This is a genomic window from Gilliamella sp. Choc4-2 (assembly GCF_001690355.1).
GTDB lineage: Bacteria > Pseudomonadota > Gammaproteobacteria > Enterobacterales > Orbaceae > Gilliamella > Gilliamella apicola_A.
Map to the genome: position 1 here is coordinate 22,641 of NZ_LZHG01000041.1, position 24,578 is coordinate 47,218.

The 24,578-nt window shown below is 37.6% G+C and carries 40 protein-coding genes; 35 read left to right on the top strand and 5 right to left on the bottom strand.

Annotation, left to right across the window (positions count from 1 at the left end; translation table 11 throughout):
• Nucleotides 1-4 precede the first annotated feature (4 nt).
• Nucleotides 5-1,948: a murein transglycosylase gene (gene sltY / locus A9G34_RS06020; RefSeq protein WP_034947967.1), complete on the bottom strand. Its 1,944-nt coding sequence runs from the start codon at nucleotides 1,946-1,948 to the stop codon at nucleotides 5-7.
• Between the two features lie 169 nt (nucleotides 1,949-2,117).
• Here sltY and iscR point away from each other — a divergent pair, with 169 nt between their 5' ends.
• The 35 genes from iscR (at nucleotide 2,118) to rplQ (ending at nucleotide 21,448) form a co-directional block, all read left to right on the top strand.
• Nucleotides 2,118-2,573, top strand: coding sequence for a Fe-S cluster assembly transcriptional regulator IscR (gene iscR, locus A9G34_RS06025; RefSeq protein ID WP_034947969.1), 456 nt, complete (start codon nucleotides 2,118-2,120; stop codon nucleotides 2,571-2,573).
• A 37-nt stretch (nucleotides 2,574-2,610) separates the two neighbouring features.
• Entirely contained in the window at nucleotides 2,611-3,825 is a 1,215-nt protein-coding gene (locus A9G34_RS06030; protein ID WP_065569208.1) for an IscS subfamily cysteine desulfurase, read from the top strand.
• A 15-nt stretch (nucleotides 3,826-3,840) separates the two neighbouring features.
• Nucleotides 3,841-4,227, top strand: a complete 387-nt coding sequence (iscU, locus tag A9G34_RS06035) for a Fe-S cluster assembly scaffold IscU (protein ID WP_034947973.1) — start codon at nucleotides 3,841-3,843, stop codon at nucleotides 4,225-4,227.
• Entirely contained in the window at nucleotides 4,227-4,550 is a 324-nt protein-coding gene (gene iscA / locus A9G34_RS06040) for an iron-sulfur cluster assembly protein IscA (protein ID WP_034947975.1), read from the top strand. Before iscU ends, iscA begins: the two co-directional genes overlap by 1 nt.
• Nucleotides 4,551-4,565: 15 nt before the next feature.
• Nucleotides 4,566-5,084, top strand: coding sequence for a Fe-S protein assembly co-chaperone HscB (gene hscB / locus A9G34_RS06045; protein ID WP_065569209.1), 519 nt, complete (start codon nucleotides 4,566-4,568; stop codon nucleotides 5,082-5,084).
• A gap of 36 nt (nucleotides 5,085-5,120) precedes the next feature.
• Nucleotides 5,121-6,980 (top strand): Fe-S protein assembly chaperone HscA, encoded by a 1,860-nt coding sequence (gene hscA / locus A9G34_RS06050; RefSeq protein WP_065569210.1) that lies wholly within the window; start codon nucleotides 5,121-5,123, stop codon nucleotides 6,978-6,980.
• A 14-nt stretch (nucleotides 6,981-6,994) separates the two neighbouring features.
• Complete coding sequence (gene fdx / locus A9G34_RS06055; protein ID WP_034947983.1) at nucleotides 6,995-7,333, top strand: ISC system 2Fe-2S type ferredoxin; 339 nt, start codon at nucleotides 6,995-6,997, stop codon at nucleotides 7,331-7,333.
• A 369-nt stretch (nucleotides 7,334-7,702) separates the two neighbouring features.
• Nucleotides 7,703-8,014, top strand: coding sequence for a 30S ribosomal protein S10 (gene rpsJ, locus A9G34_RS06060; RefSeq protein WP_006120582.1), 312 nt, complete (start codon nucleotides 7,703-7,705; stop codon nucleotides 8,012-8,014).
• A gap of 31 nt (nucleotides 8,015-8,045) precedes the next feature.
• Nucleotides 8,046-8,672 (top strand): 50S ribosomal protein L3, encoded by a 627-nt coding sequence (gene rplC, locus A9G34_RS06065; RefSeq protein ID WP_034947986.1) that lies wholly within the window; start codon nucleotides 8,046-8,048, stop codon nucleotides 8,670-8,672.
• Between the two features lie 16 nt (nucleotides 8,673-8,688).
• Nucleotides 8,689-9,291, top strand: a complete 603-nt coding sequence (rplD, locus tag A9G34_RS06070; protein WP_034947988.1) for a 50S ribosomal protein L4 — start codon at nucleotides 8,689-8,691, stop codon at nucleotides 9,289-9,291.
• Entirely contained in the window at nucleotides 9,288-9,590 is a 303-nt protein-coding gene (gene rplW / locus A9G34_RS06075) for a 50S ribosomal protein L23 (protein WP_034947991.1), read from the top strand. The genes rplD and rplW overlap by 4 nt, the downstream gene beginning before the upstream one ends.
• 18 nt (nucleotides 9,591-9,608) lie before the next feature.
• On the top strand, nucleotides 9,609-10,433 hold the full coding sequence (rplB, locus tag A9G34_RS06080) for a 50S ribosomal protein L2 (RefSeq protein WP_034947994.1): 825 nt from the start codon (nucleotides 9,609-9,611) through the stop codon (nucleotides 10,431-10,433).
• 19 nt (nucleotides 10,434-10,452) lie between these two features.
• On the top strand, nucleotides 10,453-10,731 hold the full coding sequence (gene rpsS, locus A9G34_RS06085) for a 30S ribosomal protein S19 (protein ID WP_024496505.1): 279 nt from the start codon (nucleotides 10,453-10,455) through the stop codon (nucleotides 10,729-10,731).
• Nucleotides 10,732-10,744: 13 nt separating this feature from the next.
• Complete coding sequence (gene rplV, locus A9G34_RS06090; protein WP_034947997.1) at nucleotides 10,745-11,077, top strand: 50S ribosomal protein L22; 333 nt, start codon at nucleotides 10,745-10,747, stop codon at nucleotides 11,075-11,077.
• Nucleotides 11,078-11,091: 14 nt separating this feature from the next.
• Nucleotides 11,092-11,829, top strand: coding sequence for a 30S ribosomal protein S3 (gene rpsC, locus A9G34_RS06095; protein ID WP_025314388.1), 738 nt, complete (start codon nucleotides 11,092-11,094; stop codon nucleotides 11,827-11,829).
• 12 nt (nucleotides 11,830-11,841) lie between these two features.
• Complete coding sequence (rplP, locus tag A9G34_RS06100) at nucleotides 11,842-12,252, top strand: 50S ribosomal protein L16 (RefSeq protein WP_025314389.1); 411 nt, start codon at nucleotides 11,842-11,844, stop codon at nucleotides 12,250-12,252.
• A complete protein-coding gene (rpmC, locus tag A9G34_RS06105) occupies nucleotides 12,253-12,444 on the top strand; it encodes a 50S ribosomal protein L29 (protein WP_034948000.1) in 192 nt (63 codons plus the stop codon). It begins immediately after the preceding gene.
• Between the two features lies 1 nt (nucleotide 12,445).
• The gene (gene rpsQ / locus A9G34_RS06110; protein WP_034911151.1) at nucleotides 12,446-12,706 is read left to right on the top strand and encodes a 30S ribosomal protein S17; all 261 of its coding nucleotides are present in this window, start codon (nucleotides 12,446-12,448) and stop codon (nucleotides 12,704-12,706) included.
• A gap of 198 nt (nucleotides 12,707-12,904) precedes the next feature.
• Nucleotides 12,905-13,276, top strand: a complete 372-nt coding sequence (gene rplN / locus A9G34_RS06115; RefSeq protein WP_025314392.1) for a 50S ribosomal protein L14 — start codon at nucleotides 12,905-12,907, stop codon at nucleotides 13,274-13,276.
• Nucleotides 13,277-13,286: 10 nt separating this feature from the next.
• Complete coding sequence (gene rplX, locus A9G34_RS06120; RefSeq protein WP_034948003.1) at nucleotides 13,287-13,601, top strand: 50S ribosomal protein L24; 315 nt, start codon at nucleotides 13,287-13,289, stop codon at nucleotides 13,599-13,601.
• Between the two features lie 17 nt (nucleotides 13,602-13,618).
• A complete protein-coding gene (rplE, locus tag A9G34_RS06125) occupies nucleotides 13,619-14,158 on the top strand; it encodes a 50S ribosomal protein L5 (RefSeq protein ID WP_034948006.1) in 540 nt (179 codons plus the stop codon).
• An 11-nt stretch (nucleotides 14,159-14,169) separates the two neighbouring features.
• Nucleotides 14,170-14,475 (top strand): 30S ribosomal protein S14, encoded by a 306-nt coding sequence (gene rpsN, locus A9G34_RS06130; protein WP_025314395.1) that lies wholly within the window; start codon nucleotides 14,170-14,172, stop codon nucleotides 14,473-14,475.
• 17 nt (nucleotides 14,476-14,492) lie between these two features.
• Nucleotides 14,493-14,885 (top strand): 30S ribosomal protein S8, encoded by a 393-nt coding sequence (rpsH, locus tag A9G34_RS06135; RefSeq protein WP_034948010.1) that lies wholly within the window; start codon nucleotides 14,493-14,495, stop codon nucleotides 14,883-14,885.
• Nucleotides 14,886-14,896: 11 nt separating this feature from the next.
• Nucleotides 14,897-15,430 carry a 50S ribosomal protein L6 gene (gene rplF / locus A9G34_RS06140; protein ID WP_034948013.1) on the top strand — a complete coding sequence of 178 codons (534 nt, stop codon included), beginning with the start codon at nucleotides 14,897-14,899 and terminating at the stop codon, nucleotides 15,428-15,430.
• Nucleotides 15,431-15,439: 9 nt separating this feature from the next.
• The gene (gene rplR, locus A9G34_RS06145) at nucleotides 15,440-15,793 is read left to right on the top strand and encodes a 50S ribosomal protein L18 (RefSeq protein WP_034948016.1); all 354 of its coding nucleotides are present in this window, start codon (nucleotides 15,440-15,442) and stop codon (nucleotides 15,791-15,793) included.
• 14 nt (nucleotides 15,794-15,807) lie between these two features.
• Nucleotides 15,808-16,308 (top strand): 30S ribosomal protein S5, encoded by a 501-nt coding sequence (gene rpsE / locus A9G34_RS06150; protein ID WP_065569211.1) that lies wholly within the window; start codon nucleotides 15,808-15,810, stop codon nucleotides 16,306-16,308.
• A gap of 6 nt (nucleotides 16,309-16,314) precedes the next feature.
• Nucleotides 16,315-16,494 (top strand): 50S ribosomal protein L30, encoded by a 180-nt coding sequence (gene rpmD / locus A9G34_RS06155; protein ID WP_025314400.1) that lies wholly within the window; start codon nucleotides 16,315-16,317, stop codon nucleotides 16,492-16,494.
• A gap of 5 nt (nucleotides 16,495-16,499) precedes the next feature.
• Entirely contained in the window at nucleotides 16,500-16,934 is a 435-nt protein-coding gene (gene rplO / locus A9G34_RS06160) for a 50S ribosomal protein L15 (protein WP_034948019.1), read from the top strand.
• A gap of 8 nt (nucleotides 16,935-16,942) precedes the next feature.
• Complete coding sequence (gene secY, locus A9G34_RS06165; protein ID WP_034948022.1) at nucleotides 16,943-18,283, top strand: preprotein translocase subunit SecY; 1,341 nt, start codon at nucleotides 16,943-16,945, stop codon at nucleotides 18,281-18,283.
• A 26-nt stretch (nucleotides 18,284-18,309) separates the two neighbouring features.
• Nucleotides 18,310-18,423: a 50S ribosomal protein L36 gene (gene rpmJ, locus A9G34_RS06170; RefSeq protein WP_025314403.1), complete on the top strand. Its 114-nt coding sequence runs from the start codon at nucleotides 18,310-18,312 to the stop codon at nucleotides 18,421-18,423.
• A 167-nt stretch (nucleotides 18,424-18,590) separates the two neighbouring features.
• Nucleotides 18,591-18,947, top strand: a complete 357-nt coding sequence (rpsM, locus tag A9G34_RS06175) for a 30S ribosomal protein S13 (protein ID WP_034948025.1) — start codon at nucleotides 18,591-18,593, stop codon at nucleotides 18,945-18,947.
• Between the two features lie 16 nt (nucleotides 18,948-18,963).
• Nucleotides 18,964-19,353, top strand: a complete 390-nt coding sequence (rpsK, locus tag A9G34_RS06180; protein WP_034948028.1) for a 30S ribosomal protein S11 — start codon at nucleotides 18,964-18,966, stop codon at nucleotides 19,351-19,353.
• Between the two features lie 43 nt (nucleotides 19,354-19,396).
• On the top strand, nucleotides 19,397-20,017 hold the full coding sequence (rpsD, locus tag A9G34_RS06185) for a 30S ribosomal protein S4 (protein WP_034948031.1): 621 nt from the start codon (nucleotides 19,397-19,399) through the stop codon (nucleotides 20,015-20,017).
• Between the two features lie 25 nt (nucleotides 20,018-20,042).
• The gene (locus A9G34_RS06190) at nucleotides 20,043-21,032 is read left to right on the top strand and encodes a DNA-directed RNA polymerase subunit alpha (RefSeq protein WP_034948034.1); all 990 of its coding nucleotides are present in this window, start codon (nucleotides 20,043-20,045) and stop codon (nucleotides 21,030-21,032) included.
• A gap of 29 nt (nucleotides 21,033-21,061) precedes the next feature.
• Nucleotides 21,062-21,448: a 50S ribosomal protein L17 gene (gene rplQ / locus A9G34_RS06195; RefSeq protein WP_034948039.1), complete on the top strand. Its 387-nt coding sequence runs from the start codon at nucleotides 21,062-21,064 to the stop codon at nucleotides 21,446-21,448.
• Between the two features lie 388 nt (nucleotides 21,449-21,836).
• Here rplQ and A9G34_RS06200 read toward each other — a convergent pair whose 3' ends face one another.
• The 4 genes from A9G34_RS06200 to fabI all read right to left on the bottom strand — a co-directional run bounded on the left by A9G34_RS06200 (nucleotide 21,837) and on the right by fabI (nucleotide 24,500).
• The gene (locus A9G34_RS06200) at nucleotides 21,837-22,040 is read right to left on the bottom strand and encodes a SlyX family protein (RefSeq protein ID WP_034948042.1); all 204 of its coding nucleotides are present in this window, start codon (nucleotides 22,038-22,040) and stop codon (nucleotides 21,837-21,839) included.
• A 64-nt stretch (nucleotides 22,041-22,104) separates the two neighbouring features.
• The gene (radC, locus tag A9G34_RS06205) at nucleotides 22,105-22,773 is read right to left on the bottom strand and encodes a RadC family protein (protein WP_034948045.1); all 669 of its coding nucleotides are present in this window, start codon (nucleotides 22,771-22,773) and stop codon (nucleotides 22,105-22,107) included.
• 170 nt (nucleotides 22,774-22,943) lie between these two features.
• Nucleotides 22,944-23,510: a peptidylprolyl isomerase gene (gene slyD / locus A9G34_RS06210; protein ID WP_034948048.1), complete on the bottom strand. Its 567-nt coding sequence runs from the start codon at nucleotides 23,508-23,510 to the stop codon at nucleotides 22,944-22,946.
• A 201-nt stretch (nucleotides 23,511-23,711) separates the two neighbouring features.
• On the bottom strand, nucleotides 23,712-24,500 hold the full coding sequence (fabI, locus tag A9G34_RS06215; protein ID WP_034948051.1) for an enoyl-ACP reductase FabI: 789 nt from the start codon (nucleotides 24,498-24,500) through the stop codon (nucleotides 23,712-23,714).
• Between the last annotated feature and the right edge of the window lie 78 nt (nucleotides 24,501-24,578).

Below are 24,578 nucleotides of genomic sequence, written 5' to 3' on the forward strand. Positions count from 1 at the left end.
ACCATTAATATTGTCTGTTAATTTCGTTTATTGTAAGAATATTGCTTTTTGGTTGGTCTAAAATGATTTTATAAATATAATCGTAAACTAATACATTTTTGACATAGTTCCTTGTTTCAGTAAATGGAATACTGTCTATAAAGGCAACAGCATCAAGTTTTCCATTACTATTTTTGAGCCAACGTTTGACTCGACTTGGTCCAGCATTATAAGCAGCTGATGCTAATATACGATTATTATCATTTTGTTCATAAACATTATTGAGATAATATGTTCCTAATTGAATGTTTGTAGCCGGTTCAAATAATTGATTGGATGAGTAATAAGCGATAGTACTAACTTTTTTGGCAGTTTCTTTTGCTGTAGCAGGCATTAATTGCATTAAACCACTTGCCCCAGCAGAAGATTGGATAGTCGTATCAAGAGCGCTTTCTTGGCGAGATATTGCTAAAGCATAAGAAAGCGTAATGCTTTTATTTTTTAATGCTTCATTATATATATCTTTATACATAAGTGGTAAACGCTCTGACCAGTTATTCCAAAGCTTACCTAATATGGTTGCCTGAATGCTGAGATCTCCCCAACCTCTTATATAGGCATATTGAGCTAAAGGAAGATATTCATCATTATTTACTTTGTTGTTCAAGAAGTATTGCCATTCACGACTTGATTCAGATAACATTTTCCAGTAGCGTAACTCACTGATTCTTTTTATAATTGTTTGATTATCATACTTATTTTTTAATGTTGAAATTTCTGATTGTGTAAGCGTTTTTGATTCATTATTAAGAATATAAGGTTGATTAAGCATTTGAGCACTGACCATGCCATAAAACCCACGATTGGCTGATAATTTTTTTAGAACTGCGTTTGCTTCATTTTTCTTATTATTCTTTAACAAAACTCTAGCTTGCCAATATTGCCAATCTTCTTTTAATTGATCTTCGGGTTTTAATTGTGTTAACCAATAGGCAATGCCAGTATAGTCATTGGCATCAATAGCAAGGCGAATGCGTTTTTCAACTAATGCTGTGTCATGATATTTAGCAATATAATTATCACGCCATTTTATTTGTTTATCTGTTGCCGAATCATTAAAGTAACTGTTAGCTAAACTTTTTTGTAATTGAATGTGTTCAGCTTTATTTAATTTTTGTTGTTTCACTAATTGAGGTAATAATTTTTCAGCAAAATTCGTATCGATTCTTACTAAACGAGGAAAAAAAGCTAATACTACTTTTTTAGTAAAAGTACTTGCTTTAATGTTTTTAGCGAAATCTTGTAATTTTCGAGGATTATCAAATAAGCCAAGTAAATTGCTTTTTATAGTTTTATAATCTTCATCCAGTAAATTTGTTAGATAACGTGCTAGTTTAAGGTTATTAGATTCAATAGCTAATTCAATACGTAAAAGTATAGAGTTAGCTGTTCGTTTTCCTGCTTTTGCCCATGCATCAAGTAAAGGATCACATGTTGCAGGGAGCTCTCTTCCTGTTAACCATATTGATTCAATAGTATTTAACACAGATTCATTATTATTTCCTTGTTGTAATAAAGCATATTGATAGCGGCAATTGGATGCAATTGAAGTATCTTTGGTAAAAGAAACAATTGCATTCCAATCTTGACGATTAGTTAATTCTGCTAAGTAAGACTGAATTAATACAGCAGTTAAAGGAAAATCATTGTATTGATTGACAAAGTCATTTACCATATCCGTCGAGACAGTTGTGATATTTTTTTTATAAAACTGAGTAGCTGCATAGGGATAAAGTGGGTAATCCTTTAACGAATTAAGTAATGTTTTTTGTTCACCGAGGCTTAATGATTGATAAGAATTAAGCCATTTTTGATAGTTTGCTCTTAAATCTTGTTGAGAATTGCTTGCAATAGCATTCTTAGAAAGAATTAGTCCCACTATAAAAAAATAACGTAATACCATTTTCATTCTTTTAACTCCCACGTCAAAATGGCTTATAGATTAGCATATTATTGTATAATCCGTCGATATTGATGAAAAACTGGTTATTTAATTCCTACTAAAATACTCAACTAAATACTTGACTAAATTAAAAGGTTATATAAAATGTACTTTATCATGTTGAGGGGAATAATTAATGAAGTTGACATCAAAAGGGCGATATGCGGTAACTGCAATGCTGGATGTTGCGTTGCATTCTGATTCAGGTCCTGTATCACTTGCTGATATTTCAGAACGTCAAGAAATATCGCTTTCTTACCTTGAACAACTGTTCGCTCGTTTACGTAAAAATGGTTTGGTGCAGAGTGTTAGAGGTCCAGGTGGTGGTTATATACTTAGTCGTAGTATGGATCAAATTGCAATTAGTGCAATTGTTAAAGCTGTTGATGAAACAGTGCATGCGACAAAATGCCATGGCAAAGACGGATGTCAAGGTGGTGTTAGATGCCTAACACACACACTTTGGAATGATTTAAGTGAACGAATTGAAGATTTTTTAACAAGTATTACGTTAAGCGAGTTAGTCAATAATGAAGAAGTGAAAGAAGTAGCTAACCGACAAAGTAATATACAACACGTTCAAATTAATTAATAAAATAGAATACAGAATTTTTCATTGGGAGTAATTAATGAAACTACCTATTTATATGGATTATGCAGCAACAACGCCTGTAGATCCTAGAGTTGCTGAAAAAATGATGCAGTATTTAACGCCAGACGGTATATTCGGTAATCCAGCATCTCGTTCCCATAAATTTGGCTGGCAAGCTGAAGAAGCTGTTGATATTGCCCGTAATCAAATTGCCGATCTTATTGGTGCTGATTCACGCGAAATTGTTTTTACTTCAGGGGCAACTGAAGCAGATAATTTAGCAATCAAAGGTGCTGCTCATTTTAATCAAGCCAAAGGTAAGCACATTATTACTTGTAAAACGGAGCACAAGGCCGTGCTTGATACTTGTCGCCAACTTGAGCGAGAAGGTTATGAAGTGACTTATTTAACGCCAGAATCCGATGGGATTCTTGATCTTGATAAACTTGCTGCAGCTATACGTAGTGATACAACAGTTGTATCAATTATGCATGTCAATAATGAAACGGGTGTAATACAAGACATCGAAAAAATTGGTGAGATGTGCCGTGAAAGAGGCATTGTTTTTCATGTTGATGCAACTCAGTCTGTTGGTAAATTACCAATTGATGTAGCTAATTTACAAGTTGATTTAATGTCATTTTCAGGCCATAAGATTTATGGGCCAAAAGGTATTGGCGGACTTTATGTAAGACGTAAACCACGTGTACGTATTGAAGCGCAAATGCATGGTGGTGGTCATGAACGAGGTATGCGCTCTGGTACTTTACCTGTGCATCAAATTGTGGGTATGGGGGAAGCATATCATATAGCTAAACAAGAGATGGCAACTGAAATGCCTCGTTTATTAGCCTTAAAGAATCGTTTATGGAATGGCTTAAAAGACATTGAAGAGGTTTATTTAAATGGTTCTTTGGAGCACAGTGTGCCAAATATCCTGAATGTGAGTTTTGCTTACATTGAAGGTGAATCGTTGATGATGGCTTTAAAAGATTTAGCTGTTTCATCTGGTTCTGCATGCACATCTGCTAGCTTAGAGCCGTCTTATGTATTACGAGCATTAGGGCTTAATGATGAACTTGCTCATAGTTCAATTCGTTTTTCTCTTGGTCGTTTCACAACGGAAGAAGAGATTGATTATGTTATTAAATTAATTAAACAATCTATCGGAAAATTAAGAGATTTATCGCCGCTTTGGGAAATGTTTAAAGATGGCGTTGATTTAACAAAGATTAAATGGTCAGCACATTAAAATTGGGAGTAAATTATGGCATATAGTGAAAAAGTCGTTGATCATTATGAAAACCCACGTAATGTTGGTTCGTTTGATCAAAATGATCCTAATGTTGGTAGTGGTATGGTTGGTGCACCAGCGTGTGGTGATGTGATGCGTCTACAAATCAAAGTGAATGATAACGGTATTATTGAAGATGCTAAGTTTAAAACTTATGGTTGTGGTAGTGCGATTGCATCGAGTTCTTTGGTTACAGAATGGATAAAAGGTAAATCATTAGACGAAGCAAAAGCTATTAAAAATACGGATATTGCTAAAGAACTTGCTTTACCTCCGGTTAAAATTCACTGCTCAATTCTAGCGGAAGATGCAATTAAAGCTGCTATTGATGATTATAAAACCAAAAAAGGACAACGTTAATGGCAATCACATTGACTAATAGCGCAGCTGATCGTGTTCAAGCTTTTTTGGCTAATCGTGGAAAGGGCATTGGGTTACGATTAGGTGTTAAAACATCGGGTTGCTCTGGTATGGCTTACGTTTTAGAGTTTGCCGATGTGATTAATGATGATGATAGTGTTTTTGAAGATAAACATGTCAAAGTTATCGTGGATAAAAAAAGTTTAGTTTATATTGATGGTACTGAACTTGATTTTGTTAAAGAAGGATTAAATGAAGGTTTCAAGTTTAATAATCCTAATACGAAGAACGAATGTGGTTGTGGCGAAAGCTTTAATGTGTAATTGGACACAATAATTATGGTTAATTACTTCGAGCTATTTAGTTTGCCAGTTCAATTGCCGGTTGATGTCGCTCAACTAACAACTCATTATCAGCAATTGCAAAAGCAATATCACCCAGATAACTTTGCTGTTGTAAATGATATTGATAAAGTGGCAATTGTTCAAAAGTCAGCAATCATTAATGATGGTTATCATACGTTAAAAAATCCTATTAAAGCCGCTGAGTATTTTTTATCTCTACAAGGTTTTGATGTAGCAACTGAACAAAGTATTATTCATGATACTGATTTTTTAATGGAGCAATTTGTTTTACGTGAAAGACTTGATGATATCGAAAGTAAAGATAATTTTGAATTATTAGATGATTTTTATGCGGAAATTGTTGCTCGTCAAAAGATAGTCTATAACGAATTATTACAATTTATTGCTAATCAAGATTGGTCAAAAGCACTTAATCAGATCTATAAAATTCGCTATTTTGCCAGATTGATTGAACAAATCGAAAAGTTACAAGAAAAGCAATTTGATTTATAATTTAAGATAAGTAACGTATCGATAGAGATAGATTAAATGGTATTATTACAGATCAGCGAACCAGGACAAACTCCACTACCACATCAGCGCCGCCTTGCTGTGGGAATTGATCTTGGTACAACTAACTCATTAGTAGCAACAGTACGAAGCGGACAAGCAGAGGTATTGCCTGATCTAGAAGGTAATCCGCTATTGCCATCCGTTGTGCATTATGGCGTCGATCATGATGATAACTCTGTTATCACGATTGGGACAAATGCCAAAGAAAATGCTGTGAATGATCCGCAAAATACAGTTAGCTCTATTAAGCGATTAATGGGGCGAAGTTTATCTGATATAGATTCATCACAATTTCCATATACTTTTTCACAAACTGAAAATGGGGTTCCTTTATTAAATTTGCCTAATGAGCAAGTAAATCCAATACAAGTTTCATCAGAAATTTTGATAGCGTTAACTGAGCGAGCAAAAGAGAGCTTGCAAGGTGAAATTGATGGCACGGTTATTACTGTGCCGGCTTATTTTGATGAGGCACAACGGCAAGCAACAAAAGATGCGGCAAAATTAGCCGGTTTGCATGTATTGCGCCTACTTAATGAACCTACAGCAGCTGCAATTGCGTACGGCTTAGATTCAGGAAAGGAAGGTATAATTGCTGTTTATGATTTAGGTGGTGGTACTTTTGATATTTCTATTTTACGATTAAATAAAGGTGTTTTTGAAGTTCTAGCAACAAGTGGTGATTCAGCTCTTGGCGGTGATGATTTTGATCGGTTACTTGCTGACTATATAAAAGAGAAATTAGGATTAACTAATAATATAGACCCTTATATTAATCAAAAAATCAGCAACCAAGCTACTAAAATAAAGATTTTACTAAGTGAACAAGACTCGGCTGTATTTTCTCTTCATAATCAATCCTTGACTATTACTCGCCAGCAATTTCAACAATTAATTGATCCATTGGTTAAACGTACTTTGGCTGTTTGTCGTCGTGCGTTAAAAGATGCCGAAGTTAATGTGGATGAAGTAGTTGAAATTGTTATGGTTGGTGGATCTACTCGTGTGCCATTAGTGCGAGAATTAGTAGGGCATTATTTTAAAACTAATCCCTTAATATCTATCGATCCTGATAAAGTAGTTGCTATCGGTGCAGCTATTCAGGCCGATATTTTGGTTGGCAATAAACCCGATTCTGATATGTTATTGCTTGATGTTATCCCATTGTCGTTAGGCATTGAGATCATGGGTGAATTGGTCGAAAAAATTATTCCACGTAATAGTACAATTCCGTGTGCAAGAGCTCAAGAGTTTACCACTTTTAAAGATGGCCAAACTGCGATGATGGTTCATGTTTTACAAGGAGAACGTGAAAGTGTTGCTGATTGTCGATCTTTGGCTCGTTTTACTCTGCAAGGTATTCCACCGATGCCAGCTGGTGGCGCACACATTAAGGTGACTTTCCAAGTTGATGCTGATGGTTTATTAAGCGTAACAGCAATGGAAAAATCAACGGGTATTGAAGCTGCTATTGAAGTAAAACCTTCATATGGACTAACTGATAATGAAATTGCCAATATGATTCAAGATTCAATCAGTTACGCAGAGCAAGATAAACAGATTCGAATGCTTGCCGAACAAAAAGTTGAGGCTGCTAGAGTGCTTGAAAGCTTACAAAGTGCCTTAGATAAAGATGCTAACTTATTAAATGAAAGTGAATTAAACCATATTTTAGTTGCTAAGCATCAATTACAAGCTGTAAGTGAGTCAAATGACAGTTATGCAATTGAGAAACAAATTAAAATTGTTGATAAAGTAACACAAAATTTTGCAGCTAAGCGAATGGATAGGTCAATTCGTCATGCTTTAACTGGTCATAGCGTCGATGATATTTAACTAACGAGATTATTATGCCAAAAATTACATTTTTACCTAATGCTGATCTTTGTCCTGAAGGCAAAACTGTTGAAGCCGAAGAAGGTGAATCTATTTTAGAAGTAGCATTGCGCAATGATATTGAAATTGAGCATGCTTGCGAAATGTCATGTGCTTGTTCTACATGCCACTGTATTGTTCGCAAAGGATTTGATTCTCTAGGCGAAAGTGATGAGCAAGAAGATGACATGCTAGATAAAGCTTGGGGTGTTGAACCTCATAGCCGCCTAAGCTGCCAAGCGCGTGTTACAAACGAAGATTTAGAGGTTGAGATTCCAAGATATACTCTTAACCATGCCAAAGAAGATCATTAGTAAGTCACTTTGTAGTGACTTACTACCTCATTATTATTTTATTAACAAATAAGACGCTATTTAATAGCGTCAAATCTAATCAAAAAAGTGTGCGATAAAAATTTTATTATTTATTAAACAAGTCATTTATTAATAATTATTCCTTGCATTAGTTGTTTATTTACGTATAATTATTAGCACTTTACTTACTGACTTATCAGTGGTAAATGCATACAACGGTATAATTAATATGTAAAATTATTGAATTATATCAACAATACTTCCGATATGGGAGTTACGAAAAGAACGGATTACACTCTCCTGTCAATCGAAACAGGGTAAGAGGAGTAGTCTTTTGTTATAACTTTTAAATAGTGGAGCTCTGGTCTCATGTCGAACCAAAGAATCCGTATCCGGTTAAAAGCGTTTGATCATCGTTTGATTGATCAATCAACTGCTGAAATTGTAGAAACTGCGAAGCGCACAGGTGCGCAGGTTCGTGGTCCTATTCCATTACCGACACGCAAAGAGCGTTTTACTGTATTGATTTCTCCGCACGTGAATAAAGATGCGCGCGATCAATATGAAATTCGCACTCATAAACGTCTAGTTGATATTGTTGAGCCAACTGAAAAAACAGTTGATGCTTTAATGCGCCTAGATCTTGCTGCCGGTGTTGATGTGCAGATCAGTTTAGGTTAATCCTAGGCTGTATGATTGAGAGGTCGAAACAATGATTGGTTTAATCGGTCGTAAAGTAGGAATGACACGAATCTTCACTGAAGAAGGTGTTTCTATTCCTGTCACCGTAGTTGAAGTTCAAAGTAACCGCGTTACTCAAGTTAAAACACTTGAAAATGATGGTTATCAAGCTATTCAGGTTACCACTGGTAGCAAAAAAGCAAGTCGAGTAAATAAACCTGAAGCAGGTCATTTCGCTAAGGCTGGCGTTGAAGCTGGTCGTGGTCTATGGGAATTTCGTTTTGAACAAGGCGAATTTAATGTAGGTCAAAGTATTAACGTTGATATTTTCACTGACGTTAAAAAAGTTGATGTTACTGGGACATCTAAAGGTAAAGGTTTTGCTGGCGTTACTAAGCGCTGGAATTTCCGCACTCAAGATGCAACACATGGTAACTCTTTGGCACATCGTGGTCATGGTTCTATCGGTCAAAACCAAACCCCAGGTAAAGTGTTCAAAGGTCGTAAAATGGCAGGTCACCTAGGTAATGAACGTGTAACTGTTCAAAACTTAGATATTGTACGTGTTGATGCAGAACGTAACCTTTTATTAATTAAAGGTGCAGTACCAGGTGCAATCAATAGTGACGTAATTGTTAAACCGGCAATCAAGGCTTAACGTCGAGGAGATAGAGATGGAATTAGTAGTAAAAGACGCGAAAGCGCTTTCTGTTTCCGAAACTACCTTCGGACGTGAGTTTAATGAAGCGTTAGTTCATCAAGTAGTTGTTGCTTATGCATCTGCTGCTCGTCAGGGTTCTCGCGCACAAAAAACTCGTGCAGAAATCGCTGGTTCAGGTAAAAAACCATGGCGTCAAAAAGGTACCGGTCGTGCTCGTTCAGGTTCTATTAAGAGCCCAATCTGGCGTAGTGGTGGTGTAACATTTGCAGCAAAACCACAAGATCATAGCCAAAAAGTTAACCGTAAAATGTATCGTGGTGCATTAAAGAGTATTTTCTCTGAATTAGTGCGTCAAGAACGTTTAATTGTAGTTGAAACATTTACTGTTGAAGCACCTAAGACTAAATTATTAATTCAGAAATTAAATGATATGAATCTTAATGATGTTCTTATCATCACATCTGAAGTTGATGAAAATCTTTTCTTAGCAGCACGTAACTTATATAAAGTTGATGTGCGTGATGTGGCAGGTATTGATCCAGTTAGTTTGATTGCATTTGACAAAGTAGTTATCACTGTTGATGCCGTTAAACAAGTAGAGGAGATGTTAGCATGATTCGTGAAGAGCGTCTGCTTAAAGTCCTGCGAGCACCACATGTTTCTGAAAAAGCATCCATTTCAATGGAAAAAACAAATACATTAGTATTAAAAGTTGCTAAAGATGCTACTAAGAGAGAGATTAAAGCCGCAGTTGAACAACTATTTGAAGTTAAAGTAGATGACGTTAATACACTTGTTGTTAAAGGCAAAGTTAAGCGTCGTGGTCAACAAATCGGTCGCCGTAGCGACTGGAAAAAAGCTTACGTAACTTTAGCAGAAGGTCAAAATTTAGACCTTACTGGCGTCGCTGAGTAATTCGGAGGAGTAAGAACAATGGCAGTTGTTAAATGTAAACCTACATCTCCGGGTCGTCGCCACGTTGTTAAGGTGGTTAACCCAGAGTTGCATAAAGGTAAACCTTATGCACCATTGCTTGATTCAAAAAGCAAAACTGGTGGTCGCAATAATAATGGTCGAATCACTACTCGTCATATCGGCGGTGGTCATAAACAGCATTACCGTATTGTTGACTTTAAGCGAAATAAAGATGGTATTCCAGCGGTTGTTGAGCGTTTGGAATATGATCCAAACCGTAGTGCAAATATTGCATTAATTTTATATAAAGACGGTGAGCGTCGTTATATTTTAGCGCCTAAAGGCTTAAAAGCAGGTGATCAGATCCAATCTGGTGTTGATGCATCAATTAAAACAGGTAACTGTTTACCAATGCGCAATATTCCAGTCGGTTCTACCGTACATAATATTGAAATGAAACCAGGTAAAGGCGGACAACTTGCTCGCTCTGCTGGTAGTTATGTTCAAATCGTTGCACGTGATGGTGCTTATGTAACATTACGTTTGCGTTCAGGTGAAATGCGTAAAGTATTATCTGATTGCCGTGCTACTATCGGTGAAGTAGGTAATTCAGAGCATATGCTTCGCGTATTAGGTAAAGCGGGTGCGACGCGTTGGCGTGGTGTTCGTCCTACTGTTCGTGGAACAGCAATGAACCCGGTAGACCATCCACATGGTGGTGGTGAAGGTCGTAACTTTGGTAAACATCCTGTGTCTCCATGGGGTCAAAAAGCCAAAGGATTGAAAACGCGTAGCAACAAACGTACTGATAAGTATATTGTTCGCCGTCGCAATAAGAAATAATTAATATAGAGGATTAGCTATGCCACGTTCTCTCAAGAAGGGTCCTTTTATTGACCTACACTTGCTGAAGAAGGTAGAGAAAGCGGTGGAAAGCGGGGACAAGAAACCAATTCGTACTTGGTCCCGTCGTTCAACGATCTTTCCTAATATGATCGGCTTGACCATCGCTGTCCATAATGGTCGTCAGCACGTTCCAGTTTATGTTTCCGATGAAATGGTTGGGCATAAATTGGGTGAATTCGCGCCGACTCGTACTTATCGCGGCCACGCGGCGGATAAGAAAGCTAAGAAGAAATAAGTAGGAGAAAGAGATGGAAACAATTGCAAAGTACCGCCACGCTCGTTCTTCTGCACAAAAAGTTCGCTTAGTTGCAGATCTAGTTCGCGGTAAAAATGTGTCTCAGGCACTTGATATTTTAACATACACCAATAAAAAAGCGGCTGTACTTGTTAAAAAAGTATTAGAGTCTGCTATTGCTAATGCAGAGCATAACGATGGTGCTGATATTGATGATCTAAAAGTTGCGAAAATTTTCGTAGACGAAGGCCCAACCATGAAGCGCATTATGCCTCGTGCGAAAGGTCGTGCAGATCGCATTTTGAAGCGTACGAGTCACATTACCGTGATCGTCTCAGATCGCTAGGCTGGAGAATAGCAATGGGTCAAAAAGTAAATCCAAATGGTATCCGACTAGGCATTGTTAAGCCTTGGACATCTACATGGTATTCGGGTACAAAGACATTCGCTGATAATTTAGAAAGTGATTTTAGGGTGCGTGAGTTCTTGAATAAAGAATTAGCTCAAGCATCAATTTCTAAAATTGTGATCGATCGTTCAGCAGAAACTAACGTTCGCATTACTATTCATACTGCTCGTCCGGGTATTGTGATTGGTAAAAAAGGTGAGGACGTTGAAAAATTACGTAATGCCGTAGCTTCTATTGTCAATAAATACAAAGACAAAAGAGAAAAACGTGATGTTGCAGTGCAAATTAATATTGCTGAAGTTCGTAAACCTGAACTAGATGCTAAATTAGTTGCGGATAGCATCACTTCTCAGCTTGAACGCCGTGTTATGTTCCGTCGTGCTATGAAACGAGCGGTTCAAAATGCAATGAAAGCAGGTGCTAAAGGTATCAAAGTTGAAGTAAGTGGTCGTTTAGGCGGCGCTGAAATTGCTCGTAGCGAATGGTATCGTGAAGGTCGAGTACCTTTACATACATTACGAGCTGATATTGACTATGGTTTATCTGAAGCATTAACTACCTATGGTATTATTGGTGTTAAAGTGTGGATCTTCAAAGGTGAGATCCTTGGTGGTATGGCTGCCGTTGAACAAGCAGAAAAACAACCTGCTGCTCAACCGAAAAAGCAGCGCAAAGGCCGAAAACAATAAGGAGCGTCGCTGATGTTACAACCAAAGCGTACAAAATTCCGTAAAGTGCACAAGGGCCGCAATCGTGGTCTTGCTGTGAGTACTGACGTTAGTTTCGGTACATTCGGTCTTAAGGCTGTGGGTCGTGGTCGTTTGACTGCGCGCCAGATCGAAGCAGCACGTCGTGCAATGACTCGTGCAGTTAAGCGTCAAGGTAAAATCTGGATTCGAGTTTTCCCTGATAAGCCAATTACTGAAAAGCCACTTGAAGTGCGTATGGGTAAAGGTAAGGGTAACGTTGAATACTGGGTTGCTCAGATTCAACCGGGTAAAGTCCTTTATGAGATGGACGGAGTACCGGAAGAAGTTGCTCGTGAAGCATTTGCGTTGGCAGCTGCAAAACTGCCAATTAAAACCACCTTTGTAATTAAGACGGTGATGTAAATGAAAGCAAAAGAGCTACGCGAAAAAAGCGTTGAAGAGTTAAATACTGAACTTCTTAATTTATTACGTGAGCAATTTAACTTACGTATGCAATTAGCTGGAGGTCAGTTGACACAGACTCATATGTTAAAGCAAGTGCGTCGTAATGTTGCACGTGTTAAGACATTAATAACTGAGAAGGCGGGTGCGTAATATGACTACTGAAGTAAAAATTCGTACTCAGCAAGGTCGTGTTATTAGCGACAAAATGGATAAATCCATTACTGTGGCTATTGAACGTAAAGTGAAGCATCCGTTATATGGTAAGTTCATAAAACGTACGACTAAATTGCATGTACATGATGAAAACAACGAGTGTGGTATTGGGGATACTGTAGAAATTAAAGAGTGTCGTCCGTTATCAAAAACGAAATCTTGGACTCTTGTTCGAATCGTAGAAAAAGCGGTGATTTAATCTATTTGATTAAAAACCGAACATAATATAATAAGCGGCTAATCGTAGCCGTTTATTTTATGCTATCCATTTTATTTGAGTGGTGTTATACTATGTGCCCTCACATATATGTGGTTTTTTGGTTGTCTATTCTTATCCATGGTTGTTGAGGTGGATGAAGGTAGATTAGACAATAATTTATTTAAACGGAGCATTAAAATGATCCAAGAACAGACTAGGCTCGATGTTGCTGATAATTCTGGCGCACGTAGCGTAATGTGTATCAAGGTTCTCGGTGGATCGCACCGTCGTTATGCAGCGGTAGGTGATATCATCAAAGTTACCATTAAAGAAGCAATTCCACGTGGTAAAGTTAAAAAAGGTGATGTTCTTAAAGCTGTTGTCGTGCGAACTAGAAAAGGTGTTCGTCGCCCTGATGGTTCTGTCATTCGTTTCGATCGTAATGCTTGTGTTATTTTAAATAATAACAGTGAGCAACCGATTGGTACGCGTATTTTTGGACCGGTCACTCGTGAACTTCGTTCAGAGAAGTTTATGAAGATCATTTCATTAGCACCAGAAGTACTTTAAGGAGCGGGAAATGGCAGCGAAAATCCGTCGAGATGATGAAGTTATCGTGTTAACTGGTAAAGATAAAGGTAAGCGCGGTAAAGTGAAAAGCGTTTTGTCTACTGGTAAAGTGATTGTTGAGGGTATTAACTTGGTGAAAAAACACCAAAAACCTGTACCGGCACTGAATCAAGAAGGTGGAATTGTTGAGAAAGAGGCAGCAATTAATGTTTCTAATGTGGCAATTTATAATCCTGAAACAGACAAAGCAGATCGTGTAGGCTTTCGTTTTGAAGACGGTAAAAAAGTCCGTTTTTATAAGTCTACTAATAAGTTAATCAATTAAGTAATTTGGAGTGTACGATGGCGAAACTGCATGATTACTACAAAACACAGGTAGTAAATAAGCTGCAAGAACAGTTTGGCTACAAATCTGTCATGCAAGTCCCTCGGATCGAAAAGATCACCTTGAATATGGGTGTGGGTGAAGCAATTACTGATAAGAAATTATTAGATAATGCTGTTGCAGATTTAGCTGCAATCAGTGGTCAAAAACCACTAGTCACTAAAGCACGCAAATCAGTTGCTGGTTTTAAAATCCGTCAAGGGTATCCTATTGGTTGTAAAGTCACTTTACGTGGCGAACGTATGTGGGAATTTTTTGAACGTCTAGTTTATATTGCCCTTCCTCGCACCCGAGATTTTCGTGGTCTAAGCGCAAAATCTTTTGATGGTCGTGGTAATTATAGCATGGGTGTTCGTGAGCAAATCGTTTTCCCTGAAATCGATTATGATAAAGTTGATCGTGTTCGTGGTTTAGATATTACTATCACAACAAGTGCACAATCAAATGAAGAAGGCCGAGCTTTATTATCTGCCTTTAACTTCCCATTTCGTAAGTAAGGTAGGGTATAATGGCTAAACAATCAATGATTGAACGCGATAAGAAACGCGTTAAGCTAGCAGAAAAATATTTTGCAAAGCGTCAAGAATTAAAAGCGATTATCTCTGATCTTAATGCATCAGATGAAGATCGTTGGAATGCAGTGCTTAAATTGCAAACGCTTCCTCGTGATTCTAGTCCATCACGTCAACGTCGTCGTTGTCGTCAAACAGGTCGTCCTCATGGCGTCCTTCGTAAGTTTGGTTTAAGCCGTATTAAGGTTCGTGAGTCAGCCATGCGTGGTGAGATTCCTGGTCTTAAAAAGGCAAGTTGGTAATCAGGGGAGTGTTATAGATGAGCATGCAAGATCCTATAGCAGATATGTTGACCCGTATTCGTAACGGTCAAGCTGCGAATAAAGTTGCAGTCACCATGCCTTCCTCTAAGCTAAAAGTGGCAATTGCCAATGTGCTAAAAGAAGAAGGTTACATCGGGGACTATAAAATTGTTGGTGACACTAAGCCGGAACTGGAAATTACACTTAAGTATTTCCAAGGTAAAGCTGTTGTAGAGAGCATTAAACGTGTTAGTCGTCCAGGTTTACGTATTTATAAGCGTAAAGATGAATTGCCAAAAGTTATGGCTGGACTAGGTATCGCAGTTGTTTCTACTTCTAAAGGTGTTATGACTGATCGAGCAGCACGCCAAGCAGGTCTTGGTGGTGAAATTATCTGCTACGTAGCGTAAGGGAGAAAAAAATGTCTCGTGTTGCAAAAGCACCTGTCGTTATTCCTGCTGGCGTAGAGGTAAAACTCAATGGTCAGGTAATTACGATTAAAGGTAAAAATGGCGAGTTAACTCGTACAATAAATAATGCTGTTGTTATTAATCAAGAAGAAGGACAAATTAAATTTGCCCCTCGAGATGGTTTTGCTAATGCTTGGGCTCAAGCAGGTACCGCTCGGGCGTTAATTAATGCAATGGTTATTGGTGTTACTGAAGGTTTTACTAAAAAACTTCAGCTAGTTGGTGTCGGTTATCGTGCACAAGTTAAAGGTAGTGAAATTGGTTTATCTCTTGGATATTCTCATCCAATTGAGCATCAGCTACCTGCAGGTGTAACCGCTGAATGTCCTTCTCAAACTGAGATAGTTCTGAAAAGTGCTGATAAACAGTTAATTGGACAAGTTGCAGCAGATATCCGTGCTTATCGTCGTCCTGAGCCTTATAAAGGTAAAGGTGTTCGTTACGCAGATGAAGTTGTGCGTACTAAAGAAGCTAAGAAAAAGTAAGGTAACACTATGGATAAGAAATCAGCTCGTATCCGTCGTGCAACTAAAGCGCGTCGCAAGATGCATGAACTACTTGCAACTCGCTTGGTGGTTCATCGCACTCCGCGTCATATTTATGCGCAGATTATCGCACCAAACGGATCAGAAGTACTGGCAGCTGCTTCTACTTTAGAAAAAGCTATCAGAGAAAGTTTAAAATACACCGGAAACAAAGATGCAGCAGCAGCAGTTGGTAAAGTAATTGCAGAGCGTGCATTAGCGAAGGATATAAAAGAAGTTTCTTTTGATCGTTCAGGTTTCCAATATCATGGTCGAGTTCAGGCGCTAGCAGATGCTGCTCGCGAAGCTGGCCTACAGTTCTAAGGTAGGAGTTAAAGATGTCAAACATCGAAAAACAAGCTGGTGAACTGCAGGAAAAACTAATCGCAGTTAACCGAGTTTCTAAAACCGTAAAAGGTGGTCGTATTTTTAGTTTTTCTGCACTAACAGTTGTTGGTGACGGTAATGGCCGCGTAGGTTTTGGATATGGTAAGGCACGTGAAGTGCCAGCAGCAATCCAAAAAGCAATGGAAAAAGCACGTCGTAATATGATTAATATTGCTTTAAACAATGATACTTTACAGCATCCAGTTAAAGGTGCTCATACAGGTTCTCGTGTTTATATGCAACCAGCATCAGAAGGTACTGGTATTATTGCCGGTGGTGCAATGCGTGCCGTTTTAGAAGTTGCTGGAGTTCGTAACGTTCTAGCTAAAGCATATGGTTCTACTAACCCAATTAATGTGGTTCGTGCAACGATTGATGGCTTAGAAAATATGAAATCACCAGAAATGGTTGCTGCTAAGCGTGGTAAAACCGTCGAAGAAATTTTGGGGTAATTAGCCATGGCAAAAACAATTAAAATTACACAAACGCGTAGTTCTATTGGTCGTCTACCGAAGCATAAAGCAACGTTAGTTGGTTTAGGATTGCGCCGTATTGGTCATACTGTTGAACGTGAGGATACTCCTGCAATTCGAGGTATGGTGAACCAAGTTTATTACATGGTTAAAGTGGAGGAGTAATAGTAATGCGTTTAAATACTTTATCTCCTGCTGAAGGTTCAAAGCATGCATCTAAACGTTTAGGTCGAGGAATCGGTTCTGGTTTAGGTAAAACTGGTACTCGTGGTATTAAAGGTCAAAAATCTCGTTCAGGTGGTGGCGTGCGTCGCGGCTTTGAAGGTGGTCAAATGCCTTTATATCGTCGTTTACCTAAATTTGGTTTTACCTCACGTAAGGCACAAGTTACGGCACAAGTTCGTCTTTCTGATTTAATGAAAGTCGAAGGTGAAATTGTTGATCTGAATAGCTTGAAAGTTGCTAATGTGATTAATTCACAAATTGAATATGCGAAGATTATGTTATCTGGCGAAGTAACAAAACCAGTAACAGTTCGTGGTATTCGAGTAACTAAAGGTGCAAAAGCTGCAATTGAAGCTGCTGGCGGAAAAATTGAGGAATAAGTAGAAAAATGGCAAAGCAACCAGGATTAGATTTTCAAAGTACACGTGGTGGTAGTGGGGAGTTGCAAAAACGATTAATGTTTGTGCTATTGGCGCTAATTGTTTTTCGTTTAGGTTCTTACATCCCTGTTCCTGGTATTGATACTAAAGCGTTATCGGATTTACTAACACAAGCATCATCAAATGGTATTGTGGGTATGTTCAATATGTTCTCTGGTGGTGCTTTAAGCCGTGCTTCAATTTTTGCATTAGGTATAATGCCTTATATTTCTGCATCAATTATTGTACAGTTATTAACGGCAATTAGTCCTAAGTTAGCAGAATTGAAGAAAGAAGGTGAATCAGGGCGTAAGAAAATTAGTCAATATACACGCTATGGTACATTAGCTTTAGCGATTGTGCAGTCGATTGGTATTGCAACTGGTTTACCAAACATTCCTGGCTATGGTCATGTGGTGATTAATCCTGGATTTTCTTTCTATTTTATTGCATCGGTTAGTTTAATTACTGGCACTATGTTTCTTATGTGGCTCGGCGAGCAGATTACAGAGCGAGGCGTAGGTAATGGAATTTCAATCATTATCTTTGCTGGTATTGTGGCTGGTCTTCCTCATGCAATATATGAAACAATTGAACAAGCTCGTTCTGGAAATTTACATCCGATTTTATTGTTAGTTGTTGCAGCATTAGTGATTGGTGTGACTTATTTTGTTGTATTTGTTGAACGCGGTCAGCGACGAATAGTTGTTAACTACGCACAACGCCAACAAGGCCGTCGTATCTATGCGGCACAATCGTCACACTTACCATTAAAGATTAATATGGCAGGGGTTATTCCTGCAATATTTGCCTCAACAATTGTTATGTTACCATCTATGATGGCTTCTTGGTTTCAAGGAGATGGGGAAGGATGGAGATATATTATTGTGCTTATTGGACAATATTTCTCACATGAACAACCGTTATATATAATCTTTTTTGCGGCAGCGATTATCTTTTTTTGTTTCTTTTATACAGCGTTGGTTTTCAACCCAAGAGAAACCGCTGAACAATTAAAAAAATCTGGTGCATTTATTCCAGGTATCCGCCCAGGTGAACAAACATCTAAGTATATTGACAAAGTAATGACACGTTTAACGCTAATTGGCGCTATTTACATTACTTTTGTATGTTTGGTCCCAATGTTTATGACAAGTGCAATGAAAGTTCCTGTTCAATTCGGTGGAACTTCTTTATTAATTGTTGTTGTTGTAATCATGGATTTTATGGCACAAGTACAGACTTTAATGATGCCAAATCGTTATGAGTCAGTGTTAAAGAAAGCGAATCTTAAAGGCTATGGCCGATAAGTTAGCCCGAAGTTACGGAGAAAAAAATGAAAGTTCGTGCTTCAGTCAAGAAATTATGCAGAAATTGTAAAATCATTAAACGCAATGGTATTGTTCGAGTTATTTGCGTTGAAGGTAAACACAAACAACGTCAAGGTTAATTATTTAACTGTAAAGTTGAAATTTTGTATATTTTACTTGCCAAAGTATAGTAAAGCTGGCTAGAATAGCCAGCCTAATTTATTTGTAAACTCACTATTTGAGTATCCTGAAAACGGGCTTTTCAGTATGGTGAGTTTGCTAACATTAACAAAAAAAGGAGTGCATAGTGGCCCGTATAGCAGGCATTAACATTCCTGATCAGCAACATGCTGTAATTGCTTTACAAGCAATTTATGGTATCGGAAATACCCGTGCTAAGACAATTTGCGCTGAAGCTGGTATTCCTGAGAATGTTAAGATCAGAGAACTATCTGAAGATCAGATTGAAAAGTTACGCGAACAAGTCGCTAAATTTACTGTTGAAGGTGATTTACGTCGTGAAGTAACTATGAGTATCAAGCGTTTATTAGACCTTGGTTGTTATCGTGGCATGCGTCATCGTCGTGGACTTCCTGTCCGTGGTCAACGCACTAAGACTAACGCTCGTACCCGTAAGGGACCGCGTAAGCCAATCAAGAAATAATTGAGGTGATAAATAAATGGCAAAGACACCTGTTCGTACACGTAAACGTGTAAAAAAGCAAGTTTCTGATGGTGTAGCTCATATTCATGCATCATTTAACAATACAATCGTAACTATTACCGATCGACAAGGTAATGCGTTGGGTTGGGCAACCGCTGGTGGTTCTGGTTTCCGTGGCTCTCGTAAGTCGACTCCTTTTGCTGCTCAGGTTGCAGCAGAACGTTGTGCTGAAGCTGTAAAAGATTACGGAATTAAGAATCTGGAAGTTATGGTAAAAGGACCTGGTCCTGGTCGTGAGTCAACAATTCGTGCATTAAATGCTGCGGGTTATCGCATCACTAACATTACTGATGTTACTCCGATTCCTCATAACGGTTGTCGTCCACCAAAAAAACGTCGTGTTTAATTTTTATTAAACGCTGAATGTTTAGGATTATTGGAGAAATAAAATGGCAAGATATTTGGGACCAAAGCTCAAATTAAGTCGTCGTGAAGGTACAGATTTGTTTCTTAAATCTGGCGTTCGAGCGATTGACAGTAAATGTAAGTTAGAACAAGCTCCTGGGCAACATGGTGCGCGTAAACCGCGTTTATCAGATTATGGTGTTCAGTTACGTGAGAAACAGAAAGTTAGACGTATTTATGGAATTTTAGAACGTCAATTCCGTAATTACTATAAAAATGCTGCGCGTATTAAAGGCAATACAGGTGAAAACCTACTTGGTCTTTTAGAACGCCGCTTAGATAACGTTGTTTATCGTATGGGATTCGGTGCAACTCGTGCTGAAGCTCGTCAATTAGTTAGTCATAAAGCTGTTCTTGTTAATGGTCGCGTTGTAAATATTGCATCTTATCAGGTTTCACCAGAAGATGTGATTAGTGTTCGCGAAAAATCAAAAAAACAAGCACGTATTAAAGCTGCTTTAGAGCTAGCTGAACAACGTGAAAAACCAACTTGGTTAGAAGTTGATGCTGGCAAAATGGAAGGCGTATTTAAACGTCTACCAGAACGCTCAGATTTATCTGCTGACATCAACGAACATTTGATCGTCGAACTTTACTCTAAGTAAAGTTTAGCACTTAAGAGAGGACATAATGCAGGGTTCTGTAACAGAGTTTTTAAAACCTCACCTAGTTGATGTTGTTCAATACAGCCGGACTCATGCTAAAGTGACTTTAGAGCCACTTGAGCGAGGTTTTGGTCATACTTTAGGTAATGCACTACGCCGCATTTTATTATCATCTATGCCGGGATATGCAGTAACCGAAGTTGAAATTGACGGTGTTCTGCATGAGTATAGTACTAAAGAAGGCGTCCAAGAAGATGTACTTGATATTCTGCTTAATTTGAAAAAGTTAGCAGTGCGTGTGCATACTAAAGATGATGTTATGCTGACTTTAAATAAATCAGGTATTGGTGCTGTTACTGCATCTGATATCACTCATGATGGCGATGTTGAAATTGCCAACCCTGATTTAGTGATTTGTCATCTTACCGATGCCAATGCTTCAATTAGTATGCGTATTCGTGTACAACGAGGACGTGGTTATGTCCCTGCTTCTGCTCGCGTTAAGTCAGAAGATGAAGAGCGACCAATCGGTCGTTTATTGGTTGATGCTTGTTATAGCCCTATAGAGCGTATCGCTTATTCTGTTGATGCTGCTCGTGTGGAACAACGAACTGATTTAGATAAACTCGTCATCGATATGGAAACAAATGGTACTATCGATCCTGAAGAATCTATCCGTCGTGCATCAACTATTTTGGCTGAACAACTTGAAGCTTTCGTTGATTTACGCGATGTACGTCAACCAGAAGTGAAAGAAGATAAACCGGAATTTGATCCTATTCTTCTACGTCCAGTGGATGATTTAGAATTAACTGTTCGGTCTGCTAATTGCTTAAAAGCAGAAGCAGTTCATTATATTGGTGATTTAGTACAACGTACTGAAGTTGAGCTACTTAAAACCCCTAATCTTGGTAAGAAATCACTTACTGAAATTAAGGATGTACTCGCATCTCGTGGTTTATCCTTAGGCATGCGTCTTGAGAATTGGCCACCAGCAAGTATTGTTGAAGACTAAAATAAAATTTATATAAGAAGGATAAAGTTATGCGCCATCGTAAAAGTGGTCGTCAACTGAACCGAAATAGCAGCCATCGTCAAGCAATGTTTCGTAACATGACTAGTTCACTTGTTGAACATGAAATCATCAAAACTACATTGCCAAAAGCAAAAGAGTTGCGTCGTGTTGTTGAACCGTTAATTACGCTAGCCAAAAGCGATAGCGTAGCTAATCGCCGTTTGGCTTTTGCTCGTATCCGTGATAAAGATACAGTGAAAAAATTATTTTCAGAATTAGGTCCACGTTTTGCTACCCGCCCAGGTGGATATGTACGTATCTTAAAATGTGGATTCCGTAATGGAGATAATGCTCCAATGGCTTATATTGAATTAGTTGATCGCCCTGCAGCAGAAGCAGAAGCAGCAGCTGAATAAGATAATTAAATCATTGTATAAAAAACCCGGCTATATGCCGGTTTTTTATTGAAATAATATTCTGTTATTTAGTTTTTAATTACTCTAAGATTTATCATATCTTTATTTTCTATATTTTTTATATATTAACTAATTTTATAAAATAGCTCGACTATTTATGGCTACACCTTTAATAATGCTGTAGCTGTAAATAGTAATGAGTTTATCTATAATTTCACATATAATTTTTTATATGAGCTTAATATCGATGTTTTTCTTGTTTTGTATAAACATTAATAACAACAAAGTTTAAATATAAAAATTTAACGCTCTTTTTTAATTGCAATATTTAGTTATGGCTATATAAGCTTATATCGCATATTACAAATTATTTATCTAAAAAGAGTGATCAATAGTGAGGTGGAGGAGTTTCTTCTGATAAGTTAGCAATATTAGTAGATTGAGAAGCTTGAAGTTTTTGTGATAATAATATTAACTGCTCTTTTAATTTGCTTATATCGGCTTGTAAGTTTGTAACCATTTGATTAAGCTCATCAATGGTAATTTCCTGGAAAGCGATTTTAGTTTCTAATAGTTCAATTTGTTTTTTCATAAGATATTCACGTTTAGATATTGTATTGATTAGCAATGTTCTCTATTGTAAGTAAAAATAGCGATTAAATCCATCTGCGCTCAGCAAAAGAGACATATTCGCCTTTGCCGATAACAATATGGTCTATAACTCGAATATCAACTAATCTGCAAACCTCTTCTATTTTTTGAGTAAGATGACGATCTGCTTGACTCGGTTCTGCCATGCCTGAAGGGTGATTATGCGCTAAGATTAATGCAGCTGCATTATGTTGTAGTGCTCGTCTGACAATTTCACGAGGGTGGACTTCTACACAATTATAGGTACCAACAAACATCTCTTCAGATGAAATAACATGATGTTGATTATCTAAAAAAATCACCATAAAAATTTCACGATCTTTATTGGCTAAACGGCTAGCTAAATAGTGATGAGTTACTGATGGTGAAGAAAGTAAATTTTCGTGCGCCATTTTCACCTTTAAATAACGCGATGAAAGTTCAACAACTGCTTTTAATTGCGTATACTTAGCGGTACCTAAGCCATTTTTTTGGCAAAAATCTTGGTGACTTGCATTAATTAAATTATACAAGGAACCAAAATCATTTAATAAACTTTGTGACAACGCTAAAACAGGCAAATTACGGGTACCTGTTCGTAAAAATAGCGCCAATAGTTCAGCATCACTTAATGCTTCAACACCAAATTTTAATAGTTTTTCACGAGGCATTAATTGAGGATATTCTAAGGACATTGTACTTTTATTTAGTGATTAAAAGTAAATTATGACTGAATGATTGATTCAATAACCCCAAAAAAGGAAATATTCCGAGCAATTTCACAAAAAAATAAACCTTTTTTCACAATTTTGCAAAAAAAGAAAAAGCGCTATAAAGCGCTTTAAAATATCAATTTGCGATAAAACTAGTGACAGCCACATCCGCCATGACCACCGCCACAACAACCATGATTTTCATCATCTTGTTCATGATCATGACCACCACAACCGCAACCACCATGATCGTGTCCATGAGCACCATGAATATGACCGTGTGCGATTTCTTCTTCTGTTGCTTCACGAATCGCTAATACTTCAATATTAAATTTTAGATCTTGCCCTGCTAGCATATGATTACCATCAATGGTGATAGTATCGCCATCAATAGCCGTGATCTCAACTGGTAAAGAGCCCTGATCGGTATCGGCAAAAAAACGCATTCCCACTTCGAGTTGATCAACGCCTACAAACACATCACGAGGAACATTTTGTACAAGAGCATCATTAAAATCTCCGTAAGCATTAATTAGTTCAACGTCAAATTTATCACCAACTTGATGCCCTTCCAAAGCATTTTCTAGATCTTGTAATAAGTTACCCGCACCTTGCAAATACTCAAGTGGTGCAGTAGCTGTAGCTTCATCAACTAACACACCATCTTTAGTGCGCACTTGGTATGCCAAACTGACTACTTTATTTTTTGCTATTTTCATTTTTTCTCCAACAGACTTGTATTGAGCAAATTACTTTAGATTTTAGCGGAAAAAAGAAGTTATGTATTCTAAATTTTCTATTTTGTTCAAAACTAATAAAAGAATAACATAACGCAATAAAATAATAATTTGTTATTAACTACCATTAAAAAAGGCATCAAGATAATCGTTGATGCCCTTTTTTAGTGTTAAAAATCAATCTTATTTAAGTTCTAACTCATTCATTGCAGCAATGCTAAATCCACCATCGACATGAATCACTTCTCCAGTAATACCAGACGAAAGGTTTGAACATAAGAATGCTGCTGAATTCCCCACATCTTCTATTGTTACCGTACGACGGATTGGGGTTACTGATTCACAGTGAGATAGCATCTTTTTAAAATCTTTAATACCAGATGCTGCAAGTGTACGAATTGGACCTGCAGAAATCGCATTAACACGAATACCTTCTGGTCCCATTGCATTTGCCATATAGCGAACATTAGCTTCTAAAGATGCTTTAGCAAGCCCCATAACATTATAATTAGGAATTGCACGTTCAGCACCAAGGTAAGATAGGGTAACTAATGCTGAATTCGGATTTAACATTGAACGACAAGCTTTAGCCATAGCAACAAAACTATAAGAGCTGATATCATGAGCAATAGCGAACCCTTCACGTGTAACAGCATTAACATAATCGCCATCTAATTGATCACCAGGGGCAAAGGCAATAGCGTGGACAAAGCCATCGAATTTATCCCATGTATTTGCTAGCTCAGTAAATAAGTTAGTTATGCTTTCATCATGTGCGACATCACAAGGTAGAATGATTTTAGAACCAAAATCAGCAGCAAATTCTTCAACGCGTGCTTTTAATTTATCATTTTGGTAAGTGAAGGCTAATTCAGCACCTTCACGATGCATTGCTTGTGCAATACCGTAAGCAATAGAACGGTTACTTGCAACACCGGTAACGAGTATGCGTTTACCTGTTAAAAATCCCATAAATTTTTCCTCTATTATTTTACTATATAGTTTAGGATGACGATGATTATATGTTGATAAGGTCAACTTCGCCACTAT

What these genes read in the sequence shown, in the direction of transcription:
- rplN (WP_025314392.1), top strand. Translation starts at nt 12,905, where the DNA reads ATGATCCAAGAACAGACTAGGCTCGATGTTGCTGATAATTCTGGCGCA.
- slyD (WP_034948048.1), bottom strand. Translation starts at nt 23,510, where the DNA reads ATGAAAATAGCAAAAAATAAAGTAGTCAGTTTGGCATACCAAGTGCGC.
- fdx (WP_034947983.1), top strand. Translation starts at nt 6,995, where the DNA reads ATGCCAAAAATTACATTTTTACCTAATGCTGATCTTTGTCCTGAAGGC.
- sltY (WP_034947967.1), bottom strand. Translation starts at nt 1,948, where the DNA reads ATGAAAATGGTATTACGTTATTTTTTTATAGTGGGACTAATTCTTTCT.
- rplV (WP_034947997.1), top strand. Translation starts at nt 10,745, where the DNA reads ATGGAAACAATTGCAAAGTACCGCCACGCTCGTTCTTCTGCACAAAAA.
- rpsD (WP_034948031.1), top strand. Translation starts at nt 19,397, where the DNA reads ATGGCAAGATATTTGGGACCAAAGCTCAAATTAAGTCGTCGTGAAGGT.
- A9G34_RS06030 (WP_065569208.1), top strand. Translation starts at nt 2,611, where the DNA reads ATGAAACTACCTATTTATATGGATTATGCAGCAACAACGCCTGTAGAT.
- rplW (WP_034947991.1), top strand. Translation starts at nt 9,288, where the DNA reads ATGATTCGTGAAGAGCGTCTGCTTAAAGTCCTGCGAGCACCACATGTT.
- rpsS (WP_024496505.1), top strand. Translation starts at nt 10,453, where the DNA reads ATGCCACGTTCTCTCAAGAAGGGTCCTTTTATTGACCTACACTTGCTG.
- rpsC (WP_025314388.1), top strand. Translation starts at nt 11,092, where the DNA reads ATGGGTCAAAAAGTAAATCCAAATGGTATCCGACTAGGCATTGTTAAG.
- iscU (WP_034947973.1), top strand. Translation starts at nt 3,841, where the DNA reads ATGGCATATAGTGAAAAAGTCGTTGATCATTATGAAAACCCACGTAAT.
- rplB (WP_034947994.1), top strand. Translation starts at nt 9,609, where the DNA reads ATGGCAGTTGTTAAATGTAAACCTACATCTCCGGGTCGTCGCCACGTT.
- iscA (WP_034947975.1), top strand. Translation starts at nt 4,227, where the DNA reads ATGGCAATCACATTGACTAATAGCGCAGCTGATCGTGTTCAAGCTTTT.
- rpsJ (WP_006120582.1), top strand. Translation starts at nt 7,703, where the DNA reads ATGTCGAACCAAAGAATCCGTATCCGGTTAAAAGCGTTTGATCATCGT.
- iscR (WP_034947969.1), top strand. Translation starts at nt 2,118, where the DNA reads ATGAAGTTGACATCAAAAGGGCGATATGCGGTAACTGCAATGCTGGAT.
- rplC (WP_034947986.1), top strand. Translation starts at nt 8,046, where the DNA reads ATGATTGGTTTAATCGGTCGTAAAGTAGGAATGACACGAATCTTCACT.
- rpsK (WP_034948028.1), top strand. Translation starts at nt 18,964, where the DNA reads ATGGCAAAGACACCTGTTCGTACACGTAAACGTGTAAAAAAGCAAGTT.
- rplO (WP_034948019.1), top strand. Translation starts at nt 16,500, where the DNA reads ATGCGTTTAAATACTTTATCTCCTGCTGAAGGTTCAAAGCATGCATCT.
- rplD (WP_034947988.1), top strand. Translation starts at nt 8,689, where the DNA reads ATGGAATTAGTAGTAAAAGACGCGAAAGCGCTTTCTGTTTCCGAAACT.
- rplP (WP_025314389.1), top strand. Translation starts at nt 11,842, where the DNA reads ATGTTACAACCAAAGCGTACAAAATTCCGTAAAGTGCACAAGGGCCGC.
- rplQ (WP_034948039.1), top strand. Translation starts at nt 21,062, where the DNA reads ATGCGCCATCGTAAAAGTGGTCGTCAACTGAACCGAAATAGCAGCCAT.
- rpmD (WP_025314400.1), top strand. Translation starts at nt 16,315, where the DNA reads ATGGCAAAAACAATTAAAATTACACAAACGCGTAGTTCTATTGGTCGT.
- rpmC (WP_034948000.1), top strand. Translation starts at nt 12,253, where the DNA reads ATGAAAGCAAAAGAGCTACGCGAAAAAAGCGTTGAAGAGTTAAATACT.
- rpsE (WP_065569211.1), top strand. Translation starts at nt 15,808, where the DNA reads ATGTCAAACATCGAAAAACAAGCTGGTGAACTGCAGGAAAAACTAATC.
- radC (WP_034948045.1), bottom strand. Translation starts at nt 22,773, where the DNA reads ATGTCCTTAGAATATCCTCAATTAATGCCTCGTGAAAAACTATTAAAA.
- hscB (WP_065569209.1), top strand. Translation starts at nt 4,566, where the DNA reads ATGGTTAATTACTTCGAGCTATTTAGTTTGCCAGTTCAATTGCCGGTT.
- A9G34_RS06200 (WP_034948042.1), bottom strand. Translation starts at nt 22,040, where the DNA reads ATGAAAAAACAAATTGAACTATTAGAAACTAAAATCGCTTTCCAGGAA.
- rplX (WP_034948003.1), top strand. Translation starts at nt 13,287, where the DNA reads ATGGCAGCGAAAATCCGTCGAGATGATGAAGTTATCGTGTTAACTGGT.
- A9G34_RS06190 (WP_034948034.1), top strand. Translation starts at nt 20,043, where the DNA reads ATGCAGGGTTCTGTAACAGAGTTTTTAAAACCTCACCTAGTTGATGTT.
- rplR (WP_034948016.1), top strand. Translation starts at nt 15,440, where the DNA reads ATGGATAAGAAATCAGCTCGTATCCGTCGTGCAACTAAAGCGCGTCGC.
- rplF (WP_034948013.1), top strand. Translation starts at nt 14,897, where the DNA reads ATGTCTCGTGTTGCAAAAGCACCTGTCGTTATTCCTGCTGGCGTAGAG.
- rpsQ (WP_034911151.1), top strand. Translation starts at nt 12,446, where the DNA reads ATGACTACTGAAGTAAAAATTCGTACTCAGCAAGGTCGTGTTATTAGC.
- secY (WP_034948022.1), top strand. Translation starts at nt 16,943, where the DNA reads ATGGCAAAGCAACCAGGATTAGATTTTCAAAGTACACGTGGTGGTAGT.
- rpsH (WP_034948010.1), top strand. Translation starts at nt 14,493, where the DNA reads ATGAGCATGCAAGATCCTATAGCAGATATGTTGACCCGTATTCGTAAC.
- fabI (WP_034948051.1), bottom strand. Translation starts at nt 24,500, where the DNA reads ATGGGATTTTTAACAGGTAAACGCATACTCGTTACCGGTGTTGCAAGT.
- hscA (WP_065569210.1), top strand. Translation starts at nt 5,121, where the DNA reads ATGGTATTATTACAGATCAGCGAACCAGGACAAACTCCACTACCACAT.
- rpmJ (WP_025314403.1), top strand. Translation starts at nt 18,310, where the DNA reads ATGAAAGTTCGTGCTTCAGTCAAGAAATTATGCAGAAATTGTAAAATC.
- rplE (WP_034948006.1), top strand. Translation starts at nt 13,619, where the DNA reads ATGGCGAAACTGCATGATTACTACAAAACACAGGTAGTAAATAAGCTG.
- rpsN (WP_025314395.1), top strand. Translation starts at nt 14,170, where the DNA reads ATGGCTAAACAATCAATGATTGAACGCGATAAGAAACGCGTTAAGCTA.